This is a genomic window from Streptomyces sp. TAA204 (genome assembly GCF_000424965.1).
Genome location: NZ_AUKW01000004.1, coordinates 220,359 through 244,843, shown reverse-complemented (window position 1 = coordinate 244,843; position 24,485 = coordinate 220,359). Strand labels below are relative to the sequence as shown.

At 68.1% G+C, this 24,485-nt stretch carries 18 protein-coding genes; 11 read left to right on the top strand and 7 right to left on the bottom strand.

The features are described 5' to 3' along the window. Positions 1-253: 253 nt before the first annotated feature. From H343_RS0109390 to H343_RS0109370, 5 genes are all read right to left on the bottom strand, one after another. Positions 254-1,153, bottom strand: a complete 900-nt coding sequence (locus H343_RS0109390) for a succinate dehydrogenase/fumarate reductase iron-sulfur subunit (RefSeq protein WP_486586836.1) — start codon at positions 1,151-1,153, stop codon at positions 254-256. Continuing rightward, complete coding sequence (locus H343_RS0109385; RefSeq protein WP_028430917.1) at positions 1,150-3,135, bottom strand: fumarate reductase/succinate dehydrogenase flavoprotein subunit; 1,986 nt, start codon at positions 3,133-3,135, stop codon at positions 1,150-1,152. The genes H343_RS0109390 and H343_RS0109385 overlap by 4 nt, the downstream gene beginning before the upstream one ends. Positions 3,136-3,165: 30 nt before the next feature. After that, the gene (locus tag H343_RS0109380) at positions 3,166-4,023 is read right to left on the bottom strand and encodes a hypothetical protein (protein ID WP_028430916.1); all 858 of its coding nucleotides are present in this window, start codon (positions 4,021-4,023) and stop codon (positions 3,166-3,168) included. 72 nt (positions 4,024-4,095) lie between these two features. Continuing rightward, a complete protein-coding gene (locus H343_RS0109375) occupies positions 4,096-4,413 on the bottom strand; it encodes a hypothetical protein (protein WP_028430915.1) in 318 nt (105 codons plus the stop codon). Between the two features lie 252 nt (positions 4,414-4,665). Then, entirely contained in the window at positions 4,666-5,643 is a 978-nt protein-coding gene (locus tag H343_RS0109370) for a bifunctional helix-turn-helix transcriptional regulator/GNAT family N-acetyltransferase (protein WP_028430914.1), read from the bottom strand. Between the two features lie 293 nt (positions 5,644-5,936). Between H343_RS0109370 and H343_RS0109365 the strand changes: the two genes are divergently transcribed. The 7 genes from H343_RS0109365 (at position 5,937) to H343_RS0109335 (ending at position 16,292) form a co-directional block, all read left to right on the top strand. After that, positions 5,937-8,177, top strand: coding sequence for an ABC transporter family substrate-binding protein (locus H343_RS0109365; RefSeq protein ID WP_037903259.1), 2,241 nt, complete (start codon positions 5,937-5,939; stop codon positions 8,175-8,177). Between the two features lie 147 nt (positions 8,178-8,324). Continuing rightward, positions 8,325-10,193, top strand: a complete 1,869-nt coding sequence (gene typA, locus H343_RS0109360; protein WP_028430912.1) for a translational GTPase TypA — start codon at positions 8,325-8,327, stop codon at positions 10,191-10,193. 237 nt (positions 10,194-10,430) lie between these two features. Next, a complete protein-coding gene (locus H343_RS0109355; protein WP_028430911.1) occupies positions 10,431-12,071 on the top strand; it encodes an ABC transporter substrate-binding protein in 1,641 nt (546 codons plus the stop codon). Between the two features lie 14 nt (positions 12,072-12,085). Further along, positions 12,086-13,009, top strand: coding sequence for an ABC transporter permease (locus H343_RS0109350; RefSeq protein WP_028430910.1), 924 nt, complete (start codon positions 12,086-12,088; stop codon positions 13,007-13,009). A 127-nt stretch (positions 13,010-13,136) separates the two neighbouring features. Continuing rightward, on the top strand, positions 13,137-14,135 hold the full coding sequence (locus H343_RS29815; RefSeq protein ID WP_078505288.1) for an ABC transporter permease: 999 nt from the start codon (positions 13,137-13,139) through the stop codon (positions 14,133-14,135). An 11-nt stretch (positions 14,136-14,146) separates the two neighbouring features. Next, positions 14,147-15,175, top strand: coding sequence for an ABC transporter ATP-binding protein (locus tag H343_RS0109340; RefSeq protein WP_199778906.1), 1,029 nt, complete (start codon positions 14,147-14,149; stop codon positions 15,173-15,175). Continuing rightward, positions 15,165-16,292 (top strand): dipeptide ABC transporter ATP-binding protein, encoded by a 1,128-nt coding sequence (locus H343_RS0109335; RefSeq protein ID WP_028430908.1) that lies wholly within the window; start codon positions 15,165-15,167, stop codon positions 16,290-16,292. Before H343_RS0109340 ends, H343_RS0109335 begins: the two co-directional genes overlap by 11 nt. Positions 16,293-16,573: 281 nt before the next feature. Here the strand turns inward: H343_RS0109335 and H343_RS35250 are convergent, their stop codons facing one another. Both H343_RS35250 and H343_RS29810 read right to left on the bottom strand, forming a co-directional pair. After that, complete coding sequence (locus tag H343_RS35250; protein ID WP_158679538.1) at positions 16,574-17,002, bottom strand: hypothetical protein; 429 nt, start codon at positions 17,000-17,002, stop codon at positions 16,574-16,576. Between the two features lie 893 nt (positions 17,003-17,895). Continuing rightward, entirely contained in the window at positions 17,896-18,894 is a 999-nt protein-coding gene (locus H343_RS29810; protein WP_051264868.1) for a hypothetical protein, read from the bottom strand. 463 nt (positions 18,895-19,357) lie between these two features. Between H343_RS29810 and H343_RS0109325 the strand changes: the two genes are divergently transcribed. The 4 genes from H343_RS0109325 to H343_RS0109310 all read left to right on the top strand — a co-directional run bounded on the left by H343_RS0109325 (position 19,358) and on the right by H343_RS0109310 (position 24,477). Continuing rightward, positions 19,358-20,401 (top strand): ABC transporter permease, encoded by a 1,044-nt coding sequence (locus tag H343_RS0109325; RefSeq protein ID WP_028430907.1) that lies wholly within the window; start codon positions 19,358-19,360, stop codon positions 20,399-20,401. 87 nt (positions 20,402-20,488) lie between these two features. After that, positions 20,489-22,285, top strand: coding sequence for an ABC transporter substrate-binding protein (locus tag H343_RS0109320; protein ID WP_028430906.1), 1,797 nt, complete (start codon positions 20,489-20,491; stop codon positions 22,283-22,285). Positions 22,286-22,415: 130 nt separating this feature from the next. Beyond that, positions 22,416-23,393, top strand: a complete 978-nt coding sequence (locus H343_RS0109315; protein ID WP_028430905.1) for an ABC transporter permease — start codon at positions 22,416-22,418, stop codon at positions 23,391-23,393. 10 nt (positions 23,394-23,403) lie between these two features. Then, entirely contained in the window at positions 23,404-24,477 is a 1,074-nt protein-coding gene (locus H343_RS0109310) for an ABC transporter ATP-binding protein (protein ID WP_028430904.1), read from the top strand. Positions 24,478-24,485: the final 8 nt, after the last annotated feature.

Genomic DNA, 24,485 nt, shown 5'->3' with positions numbered 1-24,485 from the left:
CGTCGCCGATGTGCCCTCGGGGCAGCGTATCCAGCCCCGCGGGCCTTGTGACCAGTTGTACCGGGACGCCGTTGGTGCGACCACTGGCGTCCGCCGGGCAGGTCACGGCAGGGGGCGCACCGGTGGCGTGCTGTGGCACGGCCTCCGGGTGCGCCCCTTGTCACACCGTCGGACTCGTCACACCCCGTCACATTCAGCCCAAGAGCTGTCGCGCTGGGTGAGGGATTTCCGCGTTCGTGTCAGGTACTCCCCGTCACGTCGTCCTGCGGCGGATCTTGTTGCCGAGCCAGACCAACGGGTCGTACTTGCGGTCCGCGGCCCGCTCCTTGAGCGGGATCAGCGCGTTGTCCGTGATCTTGATGCCCTCGGGGCAGACCTCGGTGCAGCACTTGGTGATGTTGCAGTAGCCCAGTCCGTGCTCGTCCTGCGCGGTGGTCTTGCGGTCCAGCCCGGACTCCTCCGCGGCGTCCAGCGGGTGCATGTCCAACTCGGCGACCCGCATCAGGAAGCGCGGGCCGGCGAACGCCTGCTTGTTCTCCTCGTGGTCGCGCACCACGTGGCAGGTGTCCTGGCACAGGAAGCACTCGATGCACTTGCGGAACTCCTGGGAGCGCTCCACGTCCTCCTGCTGCATCCGGTACTCGCCGGGGCCGAGGTCCTTCGGCGGCACGAAGGACGGCACCTCGCGGGCCTTGGTGTAGTTGTAGGAGACGTTGGTGACCAGGTCCCGCACCACGGGAAAGGCCCGCAGCGGCGTGATCGTGACCGTCTCCGCACGGTCGAAGACCGACATCCGCGTCATGCACAGCAGCCGCGGCCGTCCGTTGATCTCCGCGCTGCACGATCCGCACTTGCCCGCCTTGCAGTTCCAGCGCACCGCGAGATCGGGGGCCTGCGTCGCCTGGAGCCGGTGGACGATGTCGAGGACGACCTCGCCCTCGAAGACCTCCACCTCGAAGTCCTCCAGGCCGCCGCCGTCGATGTCGCCCCGCCACACACGGAAGTGCGCGATGTAGCTGGTGCCGGTCGAGTCCGGCGCGCCGCCGGCCACCGCGCCCGGTGTACCGGTGCCCTGGGCGATGATGCCGCTGTCTTCGGCCGTGGGGCGCGTGTGGGTACCCGCTCCCTCGCCGGCGTGGGTCTCCGCGCTCATTCGGTCGTCAGCTCCTCGTCGGTCAGGTACTTGATCAGCTCCTCCTTCTCGAAGAGCTCCAGCAGATCCGGGCGGATCGGCGGCATGTCCCGGCGGTGCAGGTCGATGCGTCCGCGGTCGGCGCGCTCCGCGGCCTCGCCGGGCTCCGTGGAGGCGTCCACCGAGACCGGCTCGTCGGCGAGGGTGCACACCAGATTGGACTGCCGCCAGCGGCGGTCCATCTCCGGGTAGTCGTCGCGGGTGTGACCGCCGCGCGACTCCGTACGCGTCAGCGCGGCACGCGCCACGCACTCGCTGACCAGCAGCATGTTGCGCAGGTCGATCGCCAGGTGCCAGCCGGGGTTGAACTGCCTGTGCCCCTCGACGCCCGCGTACGTCGCCCGTACGCGCAGCTCCGCCAGCCGCTCCAGCGCCTGAGTCATCTCCTCGTCGCGCCGGATGATGCCGACGAGGTCGTTCATGGACTGCTGGAGGTGCTGGTGCAGCGAGTAGGGGTTCTCGGCGGGTGCGCCGTCCGGGACCTCCTCGGCGCTGAACGGGCGCAGAGCCTCGGCGGCGGCCGTGTCGATCTGCTGCTCGCTCACCGCCGGCCGTGCCTCGTCCCCCAGCCCGGCGGCGTACTGCGCGGCGTGCAGCCCCGCACGGCGGCCGAAGACGAGCAGGTCGGAGAGCGAGTTGCCGCCGAGCCGGTTCGAGCCGTGCATACCGCCGGCGACCTCGCCCGCCGCGTAGAGCCCGGTGACGCCGACCGCCGCTGCCGTGTCCGGGTCGACGGCGACGCCGCCCATCACGTAGTGGCAGGTGGGGCCGACCTCCATTGCCTCGGCGGTGATGTCCACGTCCGCCAGTTCCTTGAACTGGTGGTGCATGGAGGGCAGCCTGCGCTTGATCACTTCGGGGGACATCCGCGTCGAGACGTCGAGGAAGACGCCGCCGTGCGGAGAGCCGCGGCCGGCCTTGACCTCGGCGTTGATGGCGCGGGCGACCTCGTCGCGGGGGAGGAGTTCGGGCGGGCGGCGGTTGTTCGCCGGGTCCTCGTACCAGCCGTCGGCCTCCGCCTCCGACTCGGCGTACTTCTCCTTGAAGACGTCCGGGACGTAGTCGAACATGAAGCGCTTGCCCTCGGAGTTGCGCAGGACGCCGCCGTCGCCGCGCACCGACTCGGTGACGAGGATGCCCTTCACCGAGGGCGGCCAGACCATCCCGGTCGGGTGGAACTGGACGAACTCCATGTTGATCAGCGACGCCCCCGCGAGCAGCGCCAGCGCGTGCCCGTCCCCGGTGTACTCCCACGAGTTGGAGGTCACCTTGAAGGACTTGCCGATGCCGCCGGTGGCCAGCACCACGGCGGGCGCCTCCATGACGAAGAAGCGGCCCGACTCGCGCTCGTAGCAGAAGACGCCGGAGACCTTCTCCTCACCAGGGGCGCCGCCCTCCACGGGGGACTTCATGATGCGCGTGACGGTGCACTCCTGGAAGACCTTCAGCCGGGCCTCGTAGTCCCCGAACTCCTTGTAGTCCTCCTGCTGGAGGGCGACGGTCTTCTGCTGGAGCGTACGGATCAGCTCCAGGCCCGTGCGGTCGCCGACGTGGGCGAGACGCGGATACTCGTGGCCGCCGAAGTTGCGCTGGGAGATGCGGCCGTCGGCCGTACGGTCGAACAGCGCCCCCCAGGTCTCCAGCTCCCACACCCGCTCGGGCGCCTCCTTGGCGTGCAGCTCCGCCATCCGCCACTGGTTGAGGAACTTGCCGCCGCGCATGGTGTCCCGGAAGTGCACCTCCCAGTTGTCACCCGGGTTGGCGTTGCCCATGCTGGCGGCGATGCCGCCCTCGGCCATCACCGTGTGCGCCTTGCCGAACAGCGACTTGCAGATCACCGCCGTACGCAGACCCTGCTCACGTGCCTCGATCGCGGCCCGCAGCCCCGCACCGCCCGCCCCGACGATGACGACATCCCACTGCTGGCGTTCGACTTGCGTCATGTGTGGTGCATCCCTCTCGAAGAAGCGTGGTCAGAAGAGCTGCGGATCGGTGAACACACCGGTCGCCAGAAGGTACACGTACAAGTCGGCGACGCCCACGCTCAGCAGTGAAGCCCACGCGAGCTGCATGTGACGGCCGTTGAGTTTTCCGACCCAGCCCCACATGCGGTACCGCACCGGATGCTTCGAGAAGTGCTTGAGCCGCCCGCCGACGATGTGCCGGCAGGAGTGGCAGGAGATGGTGTACGCCCAGATCAGCACGATGTTGATGAGGAAGATCACCGTGCCCAGGCCCATGTGCCCCCACTCGTAGTCCGCGTTGCGGAAGCCGAGCAGGGTGTCCCAGGTGAGGATGACCGCGACGAGGACGGCGGCGTAGAAGAAGTAGCGGTGGAGGTTCTGCAGGATGAGCGGGAAGCGCGTCTCACCGCTGTAGCTCTTGTGGGGCTCGGCCACGGCGCAGGCCGGGGGAGAGGCCCAGAAGCCGCGGTAGTAGGCCTTGCGGTAGTAGTAGCAGGTGAGCCGGAAGCCCAGCGGGAAGATCAGGATGATCAACGCGGGGGACAGCGGCCACCACTCACCGAACAGGGCCCAGTTGGGGCCGCCCTGCATCTGCTCGCAGCTCTCGGCCAGGCAGGGGGAGTAGAACGGCGAGACGTAGGGCGCGTGGTAGTAGTCGGCGCCCGCGAACGCCCGCCAGGACGAGTAGACGACGAAGAGGAAGAGGCCGAACGCGGTGCTCGCCGGGGCGAGCCACCAGCGGTCGGTGCGCAGGTGCCGCTCGCCGATGGCGGCGCGTGTGCCCGTACGGACGCCGCCGGTGCCCGGCGGGCTGCTCGTGCCGTCCGCGTTGCTCGTATTCGGTTGGGGCTGGGTGCCAGTGGCCAACGGTTTCTCCGGTATGGGCGCTTGAACAGTCGGGGCGGTCAGGATGGAGCAGGTCAGCCGGGCGGCGCGGGCTTACGGCGCGTGCCGGTCCTTGGCGCCCACCCCCTCGTCGTCCACGTCCGACCACAGTCCGTGGTCGTAGGGCTTGTCCGGGATGGTGACCATCTCCGGCCGAACGCCGCTCTTCGCCCCGGCAGCCGGTGACGCGGCCCGCAGCAGCGCCAGGGACTCGCGCAGGTGCTCGGCGTCGCTGCGCACCCGGCGGATCTCCAGGCCGCTGCCGACATGGTTCTCCAGCCGGTTCACGGTGTGGGTGAGTTCGTCGAGGCAGCGCTGCGCCGCCGTCAGGTCGTCGTGCAGTGACGTATGAGGTGACGTATGAGGTGACAACGGCCTACCTCCGCGGGTCGTGACGGCTGGCTGGTGTTCAGGAGCGGCTTGCGTGTCAAGGTGCGATGGCGAGTGTCGCGCGTCACTCTCCCCGTTGTGAAGGGCGCTGCACGGGTTTACCTCGTGCGGGGCGCGATCACCAACCCCGCTCACCCGTACGGGTAACGTCCGGACACGCCGCCCACAAACCGCTGCCGCCTTATGGGTCAACCCGGTGACCGTCCCGGCCCGCTCAGCCGTCCCGGCGCCCCGTCACAGCACCAGCCGCCAGTCCTGCCCGACCAGGTCGTGACCGAAGCTGTGGTGAGCCTCCTCCCTGACCAGTTCGAAGCCCGCGCGCCGGTAGATGCGGCGGGCCGCCGCCAGTACGTCATTGGTCCACAGCACCATCTCGCCGTAGCCCGCGCGGCGGGCGAAGCCGACGCACTCCTCCACCAGCCGCTCCCCGATGCGGTGGCCGCGGGCTTCCGGATCGACGAGCAGCAGCCGCAGCCGGGCCACTTCCGGCGCACCGCCGGCCACGCACATCACGCTGCCGGCCCGGCGCCCGTCCAGCTCGGCCACCCAAGCCGCCTCGCGGCGCGGGTCGTGGCCGCCGGCGAACTCGGCGACGATGCGGGCGACGAGCGCCTCGTAGCCGCCGTCCCAGCCGAACTCCTCGGCGTACACCGACGCGTTGCGCTCGATCATCCAGCCGAAGTCGCCCGGGCGGGGCGCCCGAAGCCGTATCCGGGCACTCGTGCCGCCGTCCGCCGTCTCCGGCCTCTCGCCCTCGCCCTGCCCCTGCCCCTGGCCCTGGCCCTGGCCCTCGAGGATCCCGCGGGCGGCGAGCAGCGTGCTCGCCAGCCGCTCGCGGTCCGGCCCGGACATCCGCTCGAGCAGCGATTCGACCGCCTGCTCGGAGCGCTCCTCCAGCAGCCGCGCCGCCTGGCGGCCCTCGGCCGTCAGCTGCACGCTCTGGCGCCGGGCGTCCCTCGCCGAGACCGTGCGGCTGACCAGTCCCCGCTCCTCGAACCGGGCGAGCATGCGGCTGAGCTGCCCGGCGTCCACCGACAGCGCGGCCCGCAGATCGGCGGTCTCGGTCCGCGGCGCCCGCACCAGTTCGTACAGGACGCGCGCCTCGGTCAGCGTGTACGGGGTGTGGAGGTGGCGGCTGTAGTCGAGCGCGCCGATCAGGTTGGTGTAGAAGCGGTTGAACGCCCGGATCTCCTGGACCGTCCCGTTGGGCATGGCATCGCCCTTCCTTTCTTTGACCGAGTCAAAGGTATCGGAGCCGGGTGCCTCCGGAAAGCGCGGACAGGGACCGTGCGACGGCCGCCGCGGCCCCTCGCCCCCGTGCCGCTGCGGCCGTTCCTCCTCCGCACGGGTGGCGTGCCGGGTCATCCGGCCGAGTCTCCGCGATACGGAGCGCGGGCTCCCCTTCAGTGGGCGATAGATGTGATGAAACGCCTATGCCGCCGAACGTGCTCACGCAGGCCCGCGTGCACGCACAGTCGGTCCGCGTCAGCCCCGGAGGTTCAGCCATGCCAGCCATGCCAGCCCTCGACGCAGCCACACGGCGTTCGCTCGCACTCCTCGTGGCAGGCGCGCTTCTTCCCCTCGCCGGATGCACCTCCGCCGACGACGGTCCGTCCTCCGAAGGCGGCGGAAGCGGCGCCTCCACGGACGTGCCCCACCTGGACCGCGAACAGGTCGCGTCCGGCGGCACCCTGCGCTGGGCCGTCGACTCGATGCCGAGCACGCTCAACGCCTTCCGTCCCACGGCCGACGCCACCACCGAGAGGGTCACCGGCGCCACCCTGCCCTCGCTCTTCACTCTCGACGCCGCAGCCCGCCCACAGCTCAACCAGGACTATCTCGAGGCCGCCGAGGTCACCGAGCGTGAGCCGCGTCAGACCGTCGTCTACAAGCTCCACCCCAAGGCGGAGTGGAGCGGCGGACGGTCCATCGGCGCCGCCGACTTCAAGGCGCAGTGGAAGGCGCTCAGCGGCAGGCACAAGTCGTTCGGGGCCGCGCGCAACGCGGGCTACGACCGCATCCGGAAGGTCACCGAAGGGGCGAGCGCGAACGAGGTGAAGGTCGTCTTCCGCAAGCCCTACGCGGACTGGAAGTCGCTGTTCACGCCGCTGTACCCGAAGTCCGTGACGGGCCGGGCGAAGGACTTCAACGGCGGCGCCCGCAGGTCGCTGTCCGAGTCGGCCGGGCCGTTCAGGGTCGAGAAGATCCGCGGGGGCGACGACTCGGTCACCCTCGTGCGGAACAAGGACTGGTGGGGCGAGCCCGCCAAGCTCAAGCGGATCGTCCTGCGCGTGGTTCCCCGGGAGAAGCGGCAGGCCGCCCTCTCCCGCGGAAAGCTGGACCTGGCAGAGATCGACGTGGCGACGCTCCGCCGGATCGTCGGAGCGCACAAGGGCGAGAAGGTAGGCGGCGAGGACGCCAAGCGCGGCTCCCAGGAGGGCGAGGAGAGCCGCGCGTCGGACACCCGGGCCCGCGAGCGGGCCCGGCAGGACCGACGGCTGAGGGACATCGCCGTACGGCACGCCTTCGAACCCGCCTACACCCAGCTCGCTCTCAACGGCTCCAAGGGCCCGCTCGCGGACGAGCGTGTACGGCGCGCGATCGCCCGCGCCATCGACCGGGAGGCACTGGCCGAGCGGGCGCTTCGCGGTACGGGTCTGCCCGTCAAGTCGCTCGGCAGCCACCTGCGGATGATCGACCAGGACGGGTACGCCGACAACAGCGACGCGCTCGGCGATCAGGACGTGGAATCGGCCCAGTCGCTGCTCGCCGAGGCCGGCTGGAAGGACGGGGCTGCACAGCCGAGCCCCACCGGCGGCGCGGACGCCAAGAAGGGCGACGGCGACGGGGACGACAGCGACACCGGCGACGACGGCAAGCAGGGCAAGCAGGGCAAGCAGGGCGAGCAGAGCAAGGAGGAGGGTGCGGCGGAGAGTGACTCGCGCAACCGTGCGGCCCCCGCTCCGGCCCTCGCGCCCGTCAGCGCCGCGGAGGCCGAACGCCTCGCCGGCCAGCCGCTGACCCTTTCGCCGGTCACCGCGGGGCAGCGTGCGTCGCTGCTCACGCAGGCGGCCCGCGCGCAGATGCGCAGGGCACAGGAGAGCGGCTCGGAGACCAGGCTGAGCAAGGCGCGCACCGCCCTGAAGAGGGCATCGCAGGCCCGCGCCACCGCCGACGAGCTGCGGCTGCTCTCCGACGGCGGGGCGAAGGTGATGCGGACCAAGCAGGGCAAGGGGCTCACGCTGCGCTTCGTGCTCCCCGCGGGCCCCGGCTCCGAGTCGATCAGGGCCACGGGCGCGCGTATCGCGAAGGAGCTGTCGGCGATCGGCGTGCGTGCGCAGATCAAGGAGGTCGCGGACGAGGAGTACTTCGCGAACCACATCTCGCAGGGTGACTACGACATGGCCCTGTACTCCTGGCCCGGCACCGCCTACCCCGCCACCGACGCCCGTCCGATCTTCTCCAAGCCCGCGGCGGCGGCGGACGGCTCGCTGCTGGTCGAGCAGAACTACACGCGTGTGGGAACCAACCAGATCGACCAGCTCTTCGAAGAGGCCTCCAGCGAGCTGGACGACGGCGCCCGCAACGATCTGATCAAGCGCGCGGACGCCCGGATCTGGGCCGCCGCCGGGTCGGTGCCCCTCTATCAGCGGCCGCAGCTGGTCGCGGCCAGGGACAGCATCGCCAACGCGGGAGCCTTCGGCTTCCACACGCCCCGATATCAGGACATCGGCTACGAGCGGTAGCCCCCGTGAGGAGGGCTGAAATAGGTCCCAGGGTGGGTCGGCCCCTACCATGGTTGACGGAGCCGCGGCGACATCAGCCCGGCAGGGCGCGTGACCGGCACAGATGCACCGCGTCCCACCCTCGATCCGGGAGAAGCGCAGTCAGCCATGCCCACGCGCCATGACATCCGCAACGTCGCCATCGTCGCCCACGTCGACCACGGGAAGACCACCCTGGTCGACGCCATGCTCAAGCAGGCCGGCACCTTCGCCGCGCACCAACTGGAGTCCGTCGACGACCGGATGATGGACTCCAACGACCTGGAGCGTGAGAAGGGCATCACCATTCTCGCGAAGAACACCGCGGTCAAGTACCACCCCAAGGACGGCGAATCCGTCGTCATCAACATCATCGACACCCCCGGTCACGCCGACTTCGGCGGTGAGGTCGAGCGCGGCCTGTCGATGGTCGACGCTGTCGTGCTGCTCGTGGACGCCTCCGAGGGCCCGCTCCCGCAGACACGGTTCGTGCTGCGCAAGGCGCTGGAGGCCCGGCTTCCCGTCATTCTCTGCATCAACAAGACGGACAGGTCCGACGCACGCATCGCCGCGGTCGTCGACGACACCTACGACCTCTTCCTCGACCTGGACGCGGACGAGGAGCAGATCGAGTTCCCCATCGTCTACGCGTGCGCGCGCGACGGGATCGCCTCCCTGACCCAGCCCGAGGACGGCAGCGTCCCGCAGGACAGCGACAGCCTCGAACCGTTCTTCACCACTGTGCTGGAGACGGTGCCCGCTCCCACCTACGAGCAGGACGCGCCGCTCCAGGCCCACGTCACCAACCTCGACGCGGACAACTTCCTCGGCCGTATCGCACTGCTGCGCGTGAAGAACGGGACGCTGAAGAAGGGCCAGACGGTGGCCTGGATGAAGCGCGACAGCACCGAGGCGAAAGTGCGCATCACCGAACTGCTGATGACGGACGCGCTGACCCGCAAGCCCGCCGAGGCGGCCGGGCCCGGCGACATCTGCGCCGTCGCGGGCATCCCCGACATCATGATCGGCGAGACCCTCGCCGATCCGGAGAACCCGATCGCGCTGCCGCTCATCACCGTCGACGAGCCGGCGATCTCGATGACGATCGGCACGAACAACTCCCCGCTGGTGGGCAAGGGCGGCAAGGGCCACAAGGTCACCGCCCGCCTGGTCAAGGACCGGCTGGAGCGCGAGCTGATCGGCAACGTCTCACTGCGGGTCCTGCCGACCGAGCGTCCCGACACGTGGGAGGTGCAGGGCCGTGGCGAACTGGCGCTGGCCATCCTCGTGGAGACGATGCGCCGTGAGGGCTTCGAGCTGACGGTGGGCAAGCCGGAGGTCGTCACCCGGGAGATCGAGGGCAAGCTGCACGAGCCCGTCGAGCGCATGACGATCGACGCCCCGGAGGAATACATGGGCGCCATCACGCAGTTGATGGCGACGCGCAAGGGCCGCATGGAGACGATGACCAACCACGGCTCCGGCTGGATCCGCATGGAGTGGATCGTCCCGGCGCGTGGACTGATCGGTTTCCGCACGGAGTTCCTGACCGAGACCCGGGGGACGGGCATCGCGCACAGCCTCTTCGAGGGCCACGAGCCGTGGTTCGGCGACCTGCGCACGCGGCGCAGCGGCTCGCTGGTCGCCGACCGGGCCGGTTCGGCGACGCCGTTCGCGATGATGAACCTCCAGGAGCGCGGCACGATCTTCATCGAGCCCGGCACCGAGGTCTACGAGGGAATGATCGTCGGTGAGAACTCGCGCTCCGACGACATGGACGTGAACATCACCAAGGAGAAGAAGCTCACCAATATGCGGGCCGCCTCCGCCGACACCACGGAGAACCTGGTGCCGCCGCGGAAGCTGTCGCTGGAGCAGGCCCTGGAATTCTGCCGCGAGGACGAGTGCATCGAGGTGACACCGGAGACGGTGCGCATCCGCAAGGTGGAACTCGACCAGCGGGCACGCGGGCGGGCGGCTTCCCGCGCCAAGCGCTGACCAAAGGGCCCCACGCCGGGCCCCGGGCCCCTCGTTCTCCGGTCACCCGGCCGGACGAACGGGGGGCCGCTGCTTTTCCCGCCGCTTCTCCTGCCTCGGGGCCCGAATTCCCTTCCGTCATACGGGGGTTTCCGTGCGGGCCATGCGCGAAAGGCCGACGGGGCGACGAGATGAATATCCGTGAAGGGTGTTATCTGGTCCGCAAGGCATGACGTCTGCGGTACCGAGGAGGCACCCATGCGCGGAGCCACGCGTGTCACGTGGGCATTCGGCTGTGCGACGGCCGTGACCCTGGCGGCTGCCGCCTGCGGCGGGGGAGGTGGCGGGGGCACCACCGCCGGCTCGTCGGCCGGAGTCGTACGGGCCTTCTGGACCGATCCGCAGAATCCGCTGGAGCCCGCCAACACCAACGAGGTGCAGGGCGGCAAGGTCCTGGAGATGACCTTCCGGGGTCTCAAGCGCTACAACGCCGACACCGGCAAGGCGGAGAACGCCGTGGCCGAGTCGATCAGGACGGACGACCAGCAGAACTTCGACATCACCCTGAAGAAGGGGTGGAAGTTCTCCGACGGGACGCCCGTGACCGCCAAGTCCTTCGTGGACGCCTGGAACTACGGCGCGCTGGTCACGAACAAGCAGGTCAATTCCTACTTCTTCGAGTACATCGACGGCTACGACGAGGTCCACCCCGAGGACGAGGGCGCCCAGCCCGAGGCGAAGAAGATGTCCGGGCTGAAGGTGACCGGGGAGCACACCTTCAAGGTGAGGCTCAACCAGAAGTTCTCCCTGTGGCCCGACACACTCGGGTACGCCGCCTTCGCACCGCTGCCGGAGAAATTCTTCGAGGACCATGAGGGCTGGCTGCAGAAACCCGTGGGCAACGGCCCGTACAAGGTCGACTCCTACACCAAGGGCCAGTCCATGCGGCTGTCGGTGAACAAGGAGTACACGGGGCCGGACAAGCCCCGGAACAAGGGTGTCGAGCTGAAGGTCTACACCGACCAGAACACGGGCTACACCGATCTGCAGGCAGGGAACCTCGATGTCTTCGACGAGCTCCCGGCAGGTCAGCTGAAGAACGCGGAGAAGGACCTGGGCGGCCGCTACATCAACCAGCCCGCCGGAATTCTGCAGACGATCTCCTTCCCCCTCTACAAGAAGGAGTGGCAGACCGAGAAGGCCAAGCAGGTACGGCGCGGACTGTCGATGGCCGTGAACCGCGAGGAGATCGTGGAGAAGATCTACCACGGCACGCGGAAGCCGGCCGGCGACCTCACCTCTCCGGTGCTGAAGAAGTCCGGCGGCTACAAGCCCGGACTGTGCGGCGAGACCTGCACGTACAACCCGGAGAAGGCGAAGGAGCTCATCGAGGACGCCGGGGGGCTCCCCGGCGGCAAGGTCAGCCTCACCTCGAACGTCGACACCGGCTCGCACCGGCAGTGGATGGACGCCGTCTGCAACAGCATCAACAACGTCCTCGACAAGGACGGCGCCTGCACCGTCAATCCCGTGCCCACCTTCGGCGAGTTCCGCAAGGACATCGCCGACAAGAAACTCACGAGCATGTTCCGCACCGGCTGGCAGATGGACTACCCGCTCATCCAGAACTTCCTTCAGCCGCTGTACTACACGGGCGCCTCCTCCAACGACGCCGGATATTCCGACGACCGCGTCGACGAACTCATGGACGAGGCGAACGCGGCAGGGCAGTCCGAAGCGGTGAGCAAGTTCCAGGAGGCCGAGAAGATCGTCCTGGAGGACCTTCCCGCCATTCCCCTCTGGTACCAGGACGGCAACGCGGGTTATTCGGACAGGGTGAGCGACGTCAGGCTGAACCCCTTCTCCGTACCGGTCTTCACCGACATCAGAGTCAAGTGAGAGAGTGAAAGCCAGTGGGGCGCTACGTCATCAGACGACTGCTCCAGATGGTCCCGGTGTTCATCGGGACGACGTTCCTCATCTTCGTGATGGTCTACGCGGTCGGCGACCCGGTGAACGCCATGTTCGGCGAACGGGCGCCCGACCCGGCCACGGCCGCACAGCTGCGCGCCGAGTTCAATCTCGACAAGCCCGTGTGGCAGCAGTACCTGCTGTACATGAGGGACATCTTCACCGGCGACTTCGGCAACGCCTTCAACGGGCAGCCCGTCACCGAGCTGATGCGCACCGCCTTCCCGATCACCCTGCGACTGGCGGTCATCGCGATCGTCTTCGAGATCGTTCTCGGCATCGCACTCGGCGTGATCACGGGCCTGCGGCGCGGCCGTCCCGTCGACAGCTCCGTGCTGATGCTCACACTGGTCGTGATCTCCGTGCCCACCTTCGTCACGGGCACTCTCGCGCAGTACCTGCTGGGGGTGAAGTGGGGCTGGATCCAGCCCGCCGTCTCACCCGCGGCACCGGCCGGTGAGCTGCTGCTGCCGGGGCTGGTGCTCGCCCTGCTCTCGCTCGCCTACGTCACCCGGCTCACCCGTGCGTCGATCACCGAGAACTCACGGGCCGACTACGTGCGCACAGCCGTCGCCAAGGGGCTCTCCCGCTCCCGGGTGACCGTGCGTCATCTGCTGCGCAACTCACTGATCCCCGTGGTGACCTTCCTCGGCACGGACGTCGGCAACCTGATGGCGGGCGCCCTGGTCACCGAGCGGATCTTCAACATCCAGGGGGTCGGCTTCCAGCTCTGGCAGGGCGTCGTGCGGCAGAACTCGCCGACGGTCGTCGGTTTCGTGACGATCCTGGTCATCGTCTTCCTGCTCGCGAATCTGGCCGTCGACCTCCTGTACGCCGTGCTCGACCCGAGGATCCGCTATGCGTGAACCCGCCCGCTCCACCGGCCCCCGCACCACCGGCACGCCTGATTCCGGTCAGAACGCCGGCCACGCGACGCTCCCCCCTGCGCTCGCCGCTCCGGCCCGCCCGTACCGCCGGCCCCGGAGGTGACGCGTGGTTGAGAGAGCCCCCGAGAGCCCGTCCTCCGCCGACGAGCCGCCCGCCGCGGCGGGCGGCGCCGGTGCCGGGCCCGGTACCGATCTGGAGCCCTTCGAGGAGGATCTCCAGGGCCCTTCCGGTGAGCGGGAGCCCGAACCGGGCCGCGCCCGCAGCCTCTGGTCCGACGCCTGGCACGACCTGCGCCGCAATCCCGTCTTCATCGCCTCCGCGCTGCTGATCCTCTTCCTCGTCCTCATCTCCGTGTGGCCCGGCCTGATCGCCACCCGCAACCCGCTCTCCTGCCGGCTCGACAAGTCCCTCGACCCCGCCTCGCCCGGGCACTGGTTCGGCTACGACGCCCAGGGCTGCGACGTCTACACGCGCGTGGTCTACGGCGCCCGTACGTCCGTCACCGTCGGCGTCTGCGCCACGCTGGGCGTGGCGCTGGCGGGCAGCGCGCTCGGCGGGCTCGCCGGCTTCTTCGGCGGATGGTGGGACGCCCTGCTCTCCCGGCTCACCGATATCTTCTTCGGCATTCCGATCATGCTGGGCGGGCTGGTGTTCCTGTCCATGACGGGGAGCCGTTCGGTGTGGACGGTCGTCGCGTTCATCGTGCTGCTGGGATGGCCGCAGATCGCCCGTATCGCGCGCGGCTCCGTCATCTCGGCGAAGCAGAACGACTACGTGCAGGCGGCGCGGGCCCTGGGCGCGGGCAACGCGCGGATGCTGGGGCGGCACATCCTGCCGAACGCCGTCGCGCCCGTCATCGTGACGGCCACCATCGCGCTGGGCACGTACATCGCGCTGGAGGCAACCCTGAGCTATCTCGGCGTCGGACTCCAGCCGCCCACCGTCTCCTGGGGCGCGGACATCTCCGACGCCTCGCAGGGGATGCAGTTCCGCAACGCCCCGCACATCCTGCTCTATCCCGCCGCGGCGCTGAGCCTGACCGTACTGGCGTTCATCATGCTCGGCGACGCGGTGCGCGACGCCCTCGATCCCAAGCTGCGCTGAGGGAGACGTACGTGACCCAGACACAGGACCGGCCGCCGCCCCCCTCGCCGTCCGGCCCCGCGGACCTGCTGCGGGTGCGGGACCTGCACGTGGAGTTCCACACCCGCGACGGCGTGGCACGGGCGGTGAACGGCGTCAGCTTCGGCGTCGAGGCGGGGGAGACGCTGGCGGTGCTCGGCGAGTCCGGTTCCGGCAAGTCGGTGACCGCGCAGGCGGTGATGGGCATCCTCGACATCCCGCCGGGCCGTGTCACGAGCGGGCAGATCCTCTTCGAGGGGCGGGACCTGCTGGAGGTGCGGGATGAGGAGCGCCGCCGAGTCCGCGGTGCGCGTATGGCGATGATCTTCCAGGACGCTCTCTCCTCGCTCAACCCCGTCCTCAGCGTCGGCTACCAGCTCGGTGAGATGTTCCGGGTGCACCAGGGGGCCTCCCGCAAGGACTCACGGGCGAAGGCCGTCGAACTCATGGAGCGCGTACGGATCCCCGCCGCGCGGGCACGGGTGAACGACTATCCGCACCAGTTCAGCGGCGGCATGCGCCAACGCATCATGATCGCCATGGCGTTGGCGCTGCAGCCGCGTCTGATCATCGCGGACGAACCCACCACCGCTCTCGACGTCACGGTCCAGGCACAGGTGATGGAGCTGCTCGCCGATCTGCAACGCGAGTACCGGATGGGCCTGATCCTCATCACCCACGACCTGGGTGTCGTCGCGGACACCGCCGACAAGATCGCCGTCATGTACGCGGGCCGCATCGTGGAGACCGCGCCCGTCGACGAGCTCTACCGGGCACCCGCCCACCCGTACACCAAGGGCCTGCTCGGCTCGGTCCCCCGGCTCGACCAGAAGGGGCAGCAGCTCGACGCCGTCAGGGGGCTGCCGCCGAGCCTGCTGAACATCCCGCCCGGATGTGGCTTCAACCCCCGCTGTCCCATGGCACGCCCCGTCTGCCGAACCGACGAACCACCGCTGTACGAGGTGGGACCGGGCCGTGCCAGCGCGTGCCACTTCTGGAAGGAGCTGCTGGATGCGACGTGACCGTGCGCCCGGGCGCACGCAGGCCCGGCAGGAAGGACAGGCCGCGCGGGAGCTGATGGCGACGTCGCGGGCCGGCACCGCATACGCGCAGCGCGACGCGATCCTCGAAGTACGCGGTCTGGTCAAGCACTATCCGCTCACCCAGGGCGTCGTCGTCAAGCGGCAGGTGGGCGCGGTCAGGGCCGTGGACGGTGTCTCCTTCGACCTCCGCCGCGGTGAGACTCTCGGCATCGTGGGGGAGTCGGGGTGCGGCAAGTCCACGGTCGCCAAGCTGGTGACCAATCTGGAGGCCCCCACCGCCGGGAGCATCCGCTACAAGGGCGAGGACATCACACGGCTGTCCGGCCGGGCGCTGAAGGCAGTGCGCCGCAACATCCAGATGGTCTTCCAGGACCCGTACACCTCCCTCAACCCCCGCATGACGGTGGGCGACATCGTCGGGGAGCCCTTCGACATCCACCCGGAGGTGGCGCCCAAGGGCGACCGGCGGCGCAGGGTGCGGGAGCTGCTGGACGTCGTCGGGCTCAACCCGGAGTACGTCAACCGCTATCCGCACCAGTTCAGCGGCGGTCAGCGGCAGCGCATCGGCATCGCCCGTGGGCTCGCGCTGCGGCCCGAGATCATCGTCGCGGACGAACCGGTCTCAGCCCTCGATGTCTCGGTGCAGGCGCAGGTGGTGAATCTGATGGAGCGGCTGCAGGACGAGTTCGAGCTCTCCTACGTCTTCATCGCGCACGACCTGTCCGTCGTACGGCACATCTCCGACCGGGTGGCTGTGATGTACCTCGGCAAGCTCGTCGAGGTCGGTACGGAGAGCGAGATCTACGAGCACTCCACCCACCCGTACACGCAGGCGCTGCTGTCGGCGGTGCCCGTACCGGACCCGCAGGCCGAGGCCGGGCGCACACGCATCGTGCTGGAGGGCGAGGTGCCCTCACCGGCCGACCCGCCCTCGGGCTGCCACTTCCGCACCCGCTGCTGGAAGGCGGCCGAGAGGTGTGCACTTCAGGAGCCGCCGCTGGTGGTGCCGGAGGGCTTCAAGCGGGCGGAGGGGCCGGCACGGCACCCCTCGGCCTGTCACTACGCCGAGGAGAAGGAGCGGATCGTGGCGGACTGAGCGGCCCATGGGTTCCCCCGAGTTCGGCGAGATCCGCGTGCCGGCCCGTGCCGGCACGCGGGTACCCACCGTGCGTAGGAGGTCCTGCCAGCACAACAAATGCGTGTACGACAGGACCTCCCCGCTTAGGGGTTATCGTGCTTCCCTCAGAGGGGCATTGCTCCTCTTCGAACTTCCTTGTCGAAGGCTTCTATTTCGGGCTGAATTTGCTGCTATGTGATGTGTCGTGACTCGGCTCACAAATCCACGAACACGCCAAGAAAGTCGATACTTGGATTCGGTCATGCGCGGCCGTAACAACTAGCACTTGTTCCCCCGGGGAAGGACAAGCGAACTGCGACTTTCTCTCCCTCCGCCATGGAGAGATTGTCGTGGACGGAATTGTCGTTCGGGTAGAGGGAGTATCGCCACTCCTTGCTCCAGCCGAGGTACGCACTCACGCTAAGGCCGGTGTTGTTGGTCACGCGAACCTTTTCGCCGTCGGCCGTGTAGACGAGCTTGGCGAACTTGTCAGGGTCACTCTTGTTCGTCAGTGTCGCCAGTACGTCAACCCCGCCTGGGTCGCTGGGGCTTTCCGCTTTCTGGCAGCTCGCGCTCCATGAGGCATTCGTTTCAGCCGCTTGGGCGTTGCCACTGATGAAGCTGAACGTGGTGGCCAGAATGCCCATCGTCATTGCAGCGCGCATTGTCTTGTTCGCAAATGGTTTCACGTCGGGCCCCTCCCTGTGTGGTCGAAGCTGCGAGGCTGCCATATACGTGGCGGCGGGTCAATGCAGTCAAATCGACTGCCCAGTCGGTTTGCTGGAGTGGTGAGTCGAACCGAGAGCTGGCTCGAAAAAGTGGAATCCTGATTCGGACTCAGTCACCTGATGAGCGGCAAAGAGTGAGGCAGCTAAGTTCGGTAGATGTCCTGTCACGCAACAACTGTCGTTTCACGGAAGCGGAAGATGGCTCGCACGGGCCGAGGCAGCGTCCATGGTCGCTTAGATCAGTCCAGCTCACTGTGGGCCCCAACCCGTCCAGGACGGCCTGATAAGAATGGGAATCGCTGACCGGGTGCAATCCGATCGCCCGGGGGCAAGAAGGGCAGCGAACTGCAGGTCCTGTCCGACGCGCAGGATGTCCCGTCGCACCGGGAGCCTCCGGCGCCCAACGTGCGTGACAGCCAGACACCCTCCCCTGGTCCTGGGCATACTCTCCATCCCTTTCCACGCGGCCCCCAACGCCGTCGTCCCGGCAGTGTCCGCATGGACAAGGCCGTCGATCGGGCATGGCTACGGCATCCTCCCCGCGCATCGCCCGGGGAGTCTGCCCTGCCGTCTGACCGACGCAGAGTCCTCAACGGGATCGGTGTCCTCAACGGGATCGGTCGGCCCCGGCCGGGGACTCTCGCGTGCATCAGTCGGACCGGGCGTGGTGACTTCATGAGTGCCTGGCCAGAGGTGACCCCGACCTCATGCTGCGTCAATCGCTGTTCGACCGGAAGGAATGGCACCCGTCGACGGCTAGGAACGCCCGGCCCTCGCTGGAGGAAGCTGGTCGTTGCGGTGGCTCTCTCCACCGGCGGTGCCTTGGCCAAGGCCGGTCGGGGACACTCGCGCCTTCAGGCTTGCGGTCGCAGGGTTCCTTGCCGTGGCGTCGGTTCCCTTGCGGGAGTACGGCCCTGGGCCACGCTGCCGCGCCCCGCGAGGGCGAGCAGCAGGGCGAAGGCCACGAGGATCTCGAAGACGGCGGTGGCCAGACGCAGTTGGTCGCGCAGGGCCAGGGCGGCGAAGTCGTCCAGCAGTCCGGCCTTGACCGTGAACGAGAGGTGGAAGAGGCCCAGGGCCACCAGGGGCGCGCTCACCGTCATGCCGAGGGGGCGGGAGAAGCCGGAGCGGGTGAAGGCCGCGACGGAGGCGCTCAGGCACATCAGCGCGAGTGAGATGCCGTACCAGCTCTCGGGAACGGCGAGCAGTGTGACGAGGACGCGGTCACCGGTGAGGTGGTGTGAGTACAGTTCCCAGCCCTGTTGGTGCCACGAGTGGAACTCCCAGGAGAAGAGCACCACGGCGACCGCGGCCAGCATGGCGGACGCCGCGAAGCCGCGCGCCGGGGTGGGACGCGCGGGAGCCGCCTCGCGCGTGCCGCGCGAGGCGGCGTCCTCGGCGTCGGAGACGGGGCGGCGGCCGGCCGCCGCGGTGACGATGAGAGCGACGGCGAGGACCAGCATCGCGATCACGCTGATGAGGACCTTGATCCTCAGCCCGTCGGACACCCCGCCCTGGACCCAGCCGGCGTTGAGATTCCACAGGGTGGGGACGCGCAGCAGGACGGTCAGTACGCCCGTGGAGACGAGGATGCCCGCGGCGGCGGAGGAGAGCAGCGCCGTGACGGCGCACACCGTGTAGAGCACCAGCAGTGTGGGTTCCACGAACGAACTCGCCCAGATGCCGTCCTGGGCGCGGAAGAGCAGCCCCGTCCACATCCACCACGCGTCGGTGACGTTGGCGGCCTTGTCGAAGTCGCGGACGATCCAGCCGAGGTTGAGCAGGGCGAGCGCGGACAGCAGCAGCGCGCCGGCGGTGTGCGCGCCGGGTCTCAGCGTCCTCTCCCGGTCCAAGTCCGGCCCCCCGGCTGTGCGGTTACCCGTGCGCCGTACGGAACGGTGATCAGCGGCACGCCCGTACGGTCTCGGGCAAGCCTACTTCGGGCTCCGACGGCGACCGGGCCGGGGCGGCATGGCCCCGCTCCGGCCCGGTCCGACGGCACCCGCACGGCCGTACGGAGTTCAGGGTGGCGGGTCCGTATATCGGAGGCGCGACGACTGAGTTGCGGTCATGTTAACGCGTTTGAAGTGCTCTTATGCCGATATGTCTATTCGAGGCGAAGGCCGTCAAGCACGCTTGGACCTCAATCTGCAATACCTTCGCTCAAGATGCGCTCAGGGTTCACATGCTCCCCCCGGTACCTCTTGACTGGGCAGTAATTGACTTGCAAAGTCTCCTCAACCCAGGGCACGGATCGCCAGCGTGCTCTCGCATGGATCTATCCGCATAGATAACGAGCGCGGGGGCGCAATCACGATGACAAGTCCATCCCAGACCGCGATGGCCGGGGCAGAGACCCCAGATCCCGACGTCGCCGGTCTGGCCAGCGAGCAGCCCGGCCAAAAAGAGGCCGAGGGGCAGCTCGTCGGCCGCTCTCCCGGTCAGCTGATGTGGATGCGCTTCAAGCGTGACCGCACGGGCGTCATCGCCGCCTGCGTCGTCATCACGATGTTCGCGATCGCGGCGCTGGCACCCGTGATCTCGTGGCTCTACGGCAAGGACCCCTACACCCGCTACGGGCAGATACAGCCGGGCCTGCTGAACGACAACGGCTATCCGATCAAGCCCAACGGCGGCATGGACGCCGAGTTCTGGTTCGGCCTGGAGCCGGGTCTGGGCCGTGACGTCTTCATGCAGCTGGTCTACGGGATGCGCACCTCGCTCTCCCTGGCCGTGGTGATCACGATTCTCTCGGTGATGTTCGCCATCGTGATCGGTGTCGCCGGCGGCTACATGGGTGGCAAGCCGGACTACTTCCTCGGCCGCCTCACCGACCTGATGATGTCCTTCCCGAACCAGCTCTTCTTCGTGGCCTTCACGCCCGTGATCGCGGCCCTCATGGTCGACCCCACGGACGAGATGCCCACCTGGCTGCGGGCCTCGGTGCTGATCTTCGTGATGACGCTGCTGGGCTGGATGACACTGGCGCGTCTGCTGCGCGGTCAGGTGCTGACACTGCGCGAGCGGGAGTTCATCGAGGCGGCGAGGGTCGCCGGCACCCCGCCCTGGCGGATCATCCGCAAGGAGCTGATCCCGAACGTGGTCACTCCGATCCTCGTGCAGTCCACGTACATGCTTCCCAACTTCGTCACCGCCGTCGCCGGTCTCTCCTTCCTCGGCGTCGGCATGCAGGGCTCCACACCCGACTGGGGCCGGATGTTCGCCACGGGGGCCGAGGTCTACCAGAGCAACATCACCTACATGATCTTCCCCGGCGTCGCGATGGTGCTCTTCATCGTCGCGTTCAACCTGCTCGGGGACTCGGTCAGGGACGCCTTCGACCCGAAATCGGGACGTTGAAGACCGAGAAGTGGGGGGCGCTGCCACCCCGGCACCGCACAAGTCAGGCAGCAACGGACAACCGACAGGGCAGGTGCTAGTACCACCATGAGCAGATTCAGTACGCGGACGGCGCGCGTCTCCGTCGTGGGGCTCGCCGCAGGCGCGCTCATACTCACCGGCTGCAGCAGCGGCGGCGGTGGCGGCGGCGGCGAGGGCGTGAGCAAGGACGACGCCGCGAAGCAGCAGGTCAAGTACGACTTCGGTGACGAGGAGGCCTCGACCGGTCCCGCGGAGCCCGTCAAGGGTGCCCAGGAGGGCGGCGCGCTGACGGTCTACCAGCGCGACAGCTTCGCCCACCTCGACCCCGCGCAGATGTACGTCAGCGACGAGGGCGCGATGTCGACCCTGATCCACCGTCGTCTGACGACCTACAAGCGCGACAACGCCGGCAAGTACACCGTGGTCGGCGACCTCGCCAAGGACAGCGGTCAGTCCTCCAACGGCGACCGTGAGTGGAAGTACGAACTCAAGGACGGCGTGAAGTGGGAGGACGGATCCGAGATCACGTCCAAGGACATCCGCCACACCTTCGAGCGAATGTTCGCGCCCTTCATCTCTGAGGGCCCCGTCTTCATCCAGCAGTGGCTCGCGGGCGAGAGCGGCACCGGCTACCGGGACCTGCTCAAGGAAGGTCCCTACGAGGGCGACCACCTCCCGGACAGCATCCTGGAGACGCCGGACGACAAGACCATCATCTTCAAGTTCAAGAACCCGCAGCCCGACCTGCCGTACGCGCTGGGCATGGCCGGATACGCCGCCGTCCAGGAGAAGGGCGACACGAAGGAGAAGTACGACAAGGACCCGGTGGCTTCCGGTCCGTACAAGATCAAGTCCTTCAAGTCCGGCAAGAGCATGAAGCTCGTGCGCAACGAGGAGTGGGACCCGGACACGGACGCCGTGCGCCACGCCTACCCGGACACGCACAACATCCAGTTCGGCGTCTCCTACGAGGCCTCCACCAAGCGCCTGGCCTCCGACAGCGCCGAGAACAAGACCGCGGTCAGCTACAGCAACCAGGTCGACGCCTCCAGCATGCAGTCGGTCCGTTCCGACGAGGACGTGAAGAAGCGCTCGCTGGCCGGCTACCAGCCCTACGTCGGCAAGATCTCCTTCAACATGGACCGCCTGAAGGACAAGAAGGTCCGTGAGGCCATCGCCTACGCGCTGCCCGCGCAGTCCCTGATGCAGGCGTTCGGCGGTTCCGGCGGCGGTGAGCTGGGAGGCAGCTACCTCAGCCCGACCGTCGCGGGTCACACCGGCGCGGACCCCTACGGGAAGATCAAGAACCCGCAGGGTGACGTGGACAAGGCCAAGGAGATCCTGAAGGACGCCGGCAAGGACGGCATGAAGCTCACCTTCGCCTTCCAGAACTCGCCCGAGTGGCAGGACTTCTCCATCGCGGCGAAGGACAACCTGGAGAAGGCCGGCTTCGACGTCCAGCTCAAGGACATCGTCTCGGACACCTACTACGACCAGATCGGCAAGACCGACAACAAGTTCGACATGTACCACTCCTCCTGGGGAGCGGACTGGCCGAGCGCGTCGACGGTCGTCCCGCCGACTCTGGACGGCCGTCAGGTCCAGGACGGTGCGTCGAACTACTCGCACTACGACAACCCGGAGATGAACAAGGAGATGGACCGCATCTCCAAGATCACCGACGCGGACAAGGCTGCCGAGGAGTGGGGCAAGCTCGCGGACAAGATCCTCAAGGAGGACCTGCCCGACATCCCGCTGATGTACTACAAGCAGATCCAGCTGCACGGGTCCAAGGTGGGCGGTGCCGTCCTCAACGACGTCATCAGCGGCATCGACCCGACCCAGCTGTACATCAAGAAGTAACAGCGCTCTCAGCGCCGTTGCACGCGCCGTAGTGGTGCCCGCCCCCTGGGGGGTCTTCCCTCAGGGGGCGGGCACCACCGGCCCGTTCCCCCACCCACGAATCCGCTGCCCACGAGAGCTGCGTTCCGTCATGCTACGTTTCTTCACCCGCCGGCTGGCCGGCGCGATCGTGATCCTGCTGATCATCAGCGCGGTCACGTTCTTCCTCTTCTACGCGGTGCCGCGAGATCCTGCGATGCTCGCCTGCGGTAAGAACTGCACGCCGGACGCGCTGGAAGTCATCCGTAAGAACATGGGCATCGACAAGCCCCTCCCGATGCAGTACTGGGAGTTCATGTCGGGCATCATCACCGGCCGTGACTTCGCCCAGGGGCCCTGCCCGGCACCGTGCTTCGGCTACTCCTTCGCCAACTCGGAGCCGGTCTGGAACACCATCCTGGACCGCTTCCCGACCACCGTGTCGCTGACGCTCGGCGGAGCCGTCGTATTCCTGTTCATCGGCCTCGGCGCCGGCATGATCGCCGCCTGGAAGCGCGGCACCCTGACCGACAAGGTCTTCAGCACCGGCTCGCTCGTGCTCAGCTCGATGCAGATCTACTTCGTCGGTCCGCTGGTGATGGCGCTGCTGGTCTTCAATCTGGGGATTCTCGACCAGCCCAAGTACGTGCCGCTCTCCGAGGATCCGGCCGGCTGGTTCATGGGTCTGCTCATTCCGTGGATGGTCATCCAGATCATCTTCACCGCGAACTACACACGTCTGTCGCGTTCGTCGATGATCGAGCAGCTCTCCGAGGATCACGTCCGCACCGCGAGGGCGAAGGGGATGTCGGGGAAGTTCGTCTTCTTCCGCTACGCATGGCGCGGTTCTCTCATACCCATCGTGACCATCTTCGGCGTGGACATGGGCTCACTGCTCGGCGGCGCGATGATCACTGAGGCGACGTTCTCGCTCCCGGGGCTCGGCAAGCTCGCGGTCGACTCGGTGCAGAACACCGACCTGCCGATGGTGATGGGCGTGATGCTCTTCTCCGCCACCTTCATCATCCTGCTCAACGTCATCGTGGACGCCGCCTACGCGTTCATCGACCCGCGCGTGCGGCTGGCCTAGGAGTACCGCTGTGAACACCCTGACCAAGGAAGCGGACGTTCCGGCGCCGCGTGACGCGGGCGCAGCCGGCGCGTTCCTGTCCGTACGCGATCTGTACGTGCACTTCGACACCGAGGGCGGCACCGTCAAGGCCGTCGACGGTCTCTCCTTCGACCTGGAGCGCGGCCGTACGCTCGGCATCGTCGGCGAGTCCGGCTCCGGCAAGTCGGTGACCAACCTGTCGATCCTCGGGCTGCACAACCCGAAGAAGACAGACGTCTCCGGCGAGATCCTGCTGGACGGCCAGGAGCTGACCGGGGCGCGGGAGAAGACCCTGGAGTCGCTGCGCGGCAACAAGATGGCGATGATCTTCCAGGACCCCCTGACCGCGCTGTCGCCGTACTACACGGTGGGCCGGCAGATCTCCGAGCCGTACCGCAAGCACACGGGCGCCTCCAAGCGCGAGGCCCATCTGCGGGCGGTCGAGATGCTGGACAAGGTCGGCATCCCCAACGCCAAGCTGCGCGCCAACGACTACCCGCACCAGTTCAGCGGCGGCATGCGGCAGCGCGCCATGATCGCGATGGCGCTGGTGTGCAACCCGGACCTGCTCATCGCCGACGAACCGACCACCGCGCTGGACGTCACCGTCCAGGCGCAGATCCTCGATCTGCTCAAGGACCTCCAGCAGGAGTTCGGTTCCGCGATCGTCTTCATCACCCACGACCTCGGTGTGATCGCCAACGTCGCCGACGACATCCTCGTGATGTACGGCGGGCGCGCGGTCGAGCGCGGCTCGGTCGCCGAGGTGCTGCGCCGGCCGCAGCACCCCTACACGTGGGGCCTGCTCACCTCCATGCCGCGGCTTTCCAGCGACGTCAACGAGGAGCTGGTGCCCATCCAGGGCACGCCGCCCAGTCTGCTCGCACCGCCGCCCGGCTGCCCGTTCCACCCGCGCTGCGAGTACGTGGACCAGGTCGCGGGGGACACGTCCTGCACCGCCGACCGGCCGGATCTCCCCGCCGGGCGGGGCTCCGCCTGTCATCTGACGGCCGAGCAGAAGCAGACCTTCTTCATCGAGCAGATCAAACCCCGGCTGGGCTAGGGAGAATG

Coding starts and splice junctions, on each gene's coding strand:
- typA (WP_028430912.1), top strand. CDS start 8,325: ATGCCCACGCGCCATGACATCCGCAACGTCGCCATCGTCGCCCACGTC.
- H343_RS0109315 (WP_028430905.1), top strand. CDS start 22,416: ATGCTACGTTTCTTCACCCGCCGGCTGGCCGGCGCGATCGTGATCCTG.
- H343_RS0109370 (WP_028430914.1), bottom strand. CDS start 5,643: ATGCCCAACGGGACGGTCCAGGAGATCCGGGCGTTCAACCGCTTCTAC.
- H343_RS0109335 (WP_028430908.1), top strand. CDS start 15,165: ATGCGACGTGACCGTGCGCCCGGGCGCACGCAGGCCCGGCAGGAAGGA.
- H343_RS0109385 (WP_028430917.1), bottom strand. CDS start 3,135: ATGACGCAAGTCGAACGCCAGCAGTGGGATGTCGTCATCGTCGGGGCG.
- H343_RS0109365 (WP_037903259.1), top strand. CDS start 5,937: ATGCCAGCCATGCCAGCCCTCGACGCAGCCACACGGCGTTCGCTCGCA.
- H343_RS0109355 (WP_028430911.1), top strand. CDS start 10,431: ATGCGCGGAGCCACGCGTGTCACGTGGGCATTCGGCTGTGCGACGGCC.
- H343_RS0109390 (WP_486586836.1), bottom strand. CDS start 1,153: ATGAGCGCGGAGACCCACGCCGGCGAGGGAGCGGGTACCCACACGCGC.
- H343_RS0109320 (WP_028430906.1), top strand. CDS start 20,489: ATGAGCAGATTCAGTACGCGGACGGCGCGCGTCTCCGTCGTGGGGCTC.
- H343_RS0109325 (WP_028430907.1), top strand. CDS start 19,358: ATGACAAGTCCATCCCAGACCGCGATGGCCGGGGCAGAGACCCCAGAT.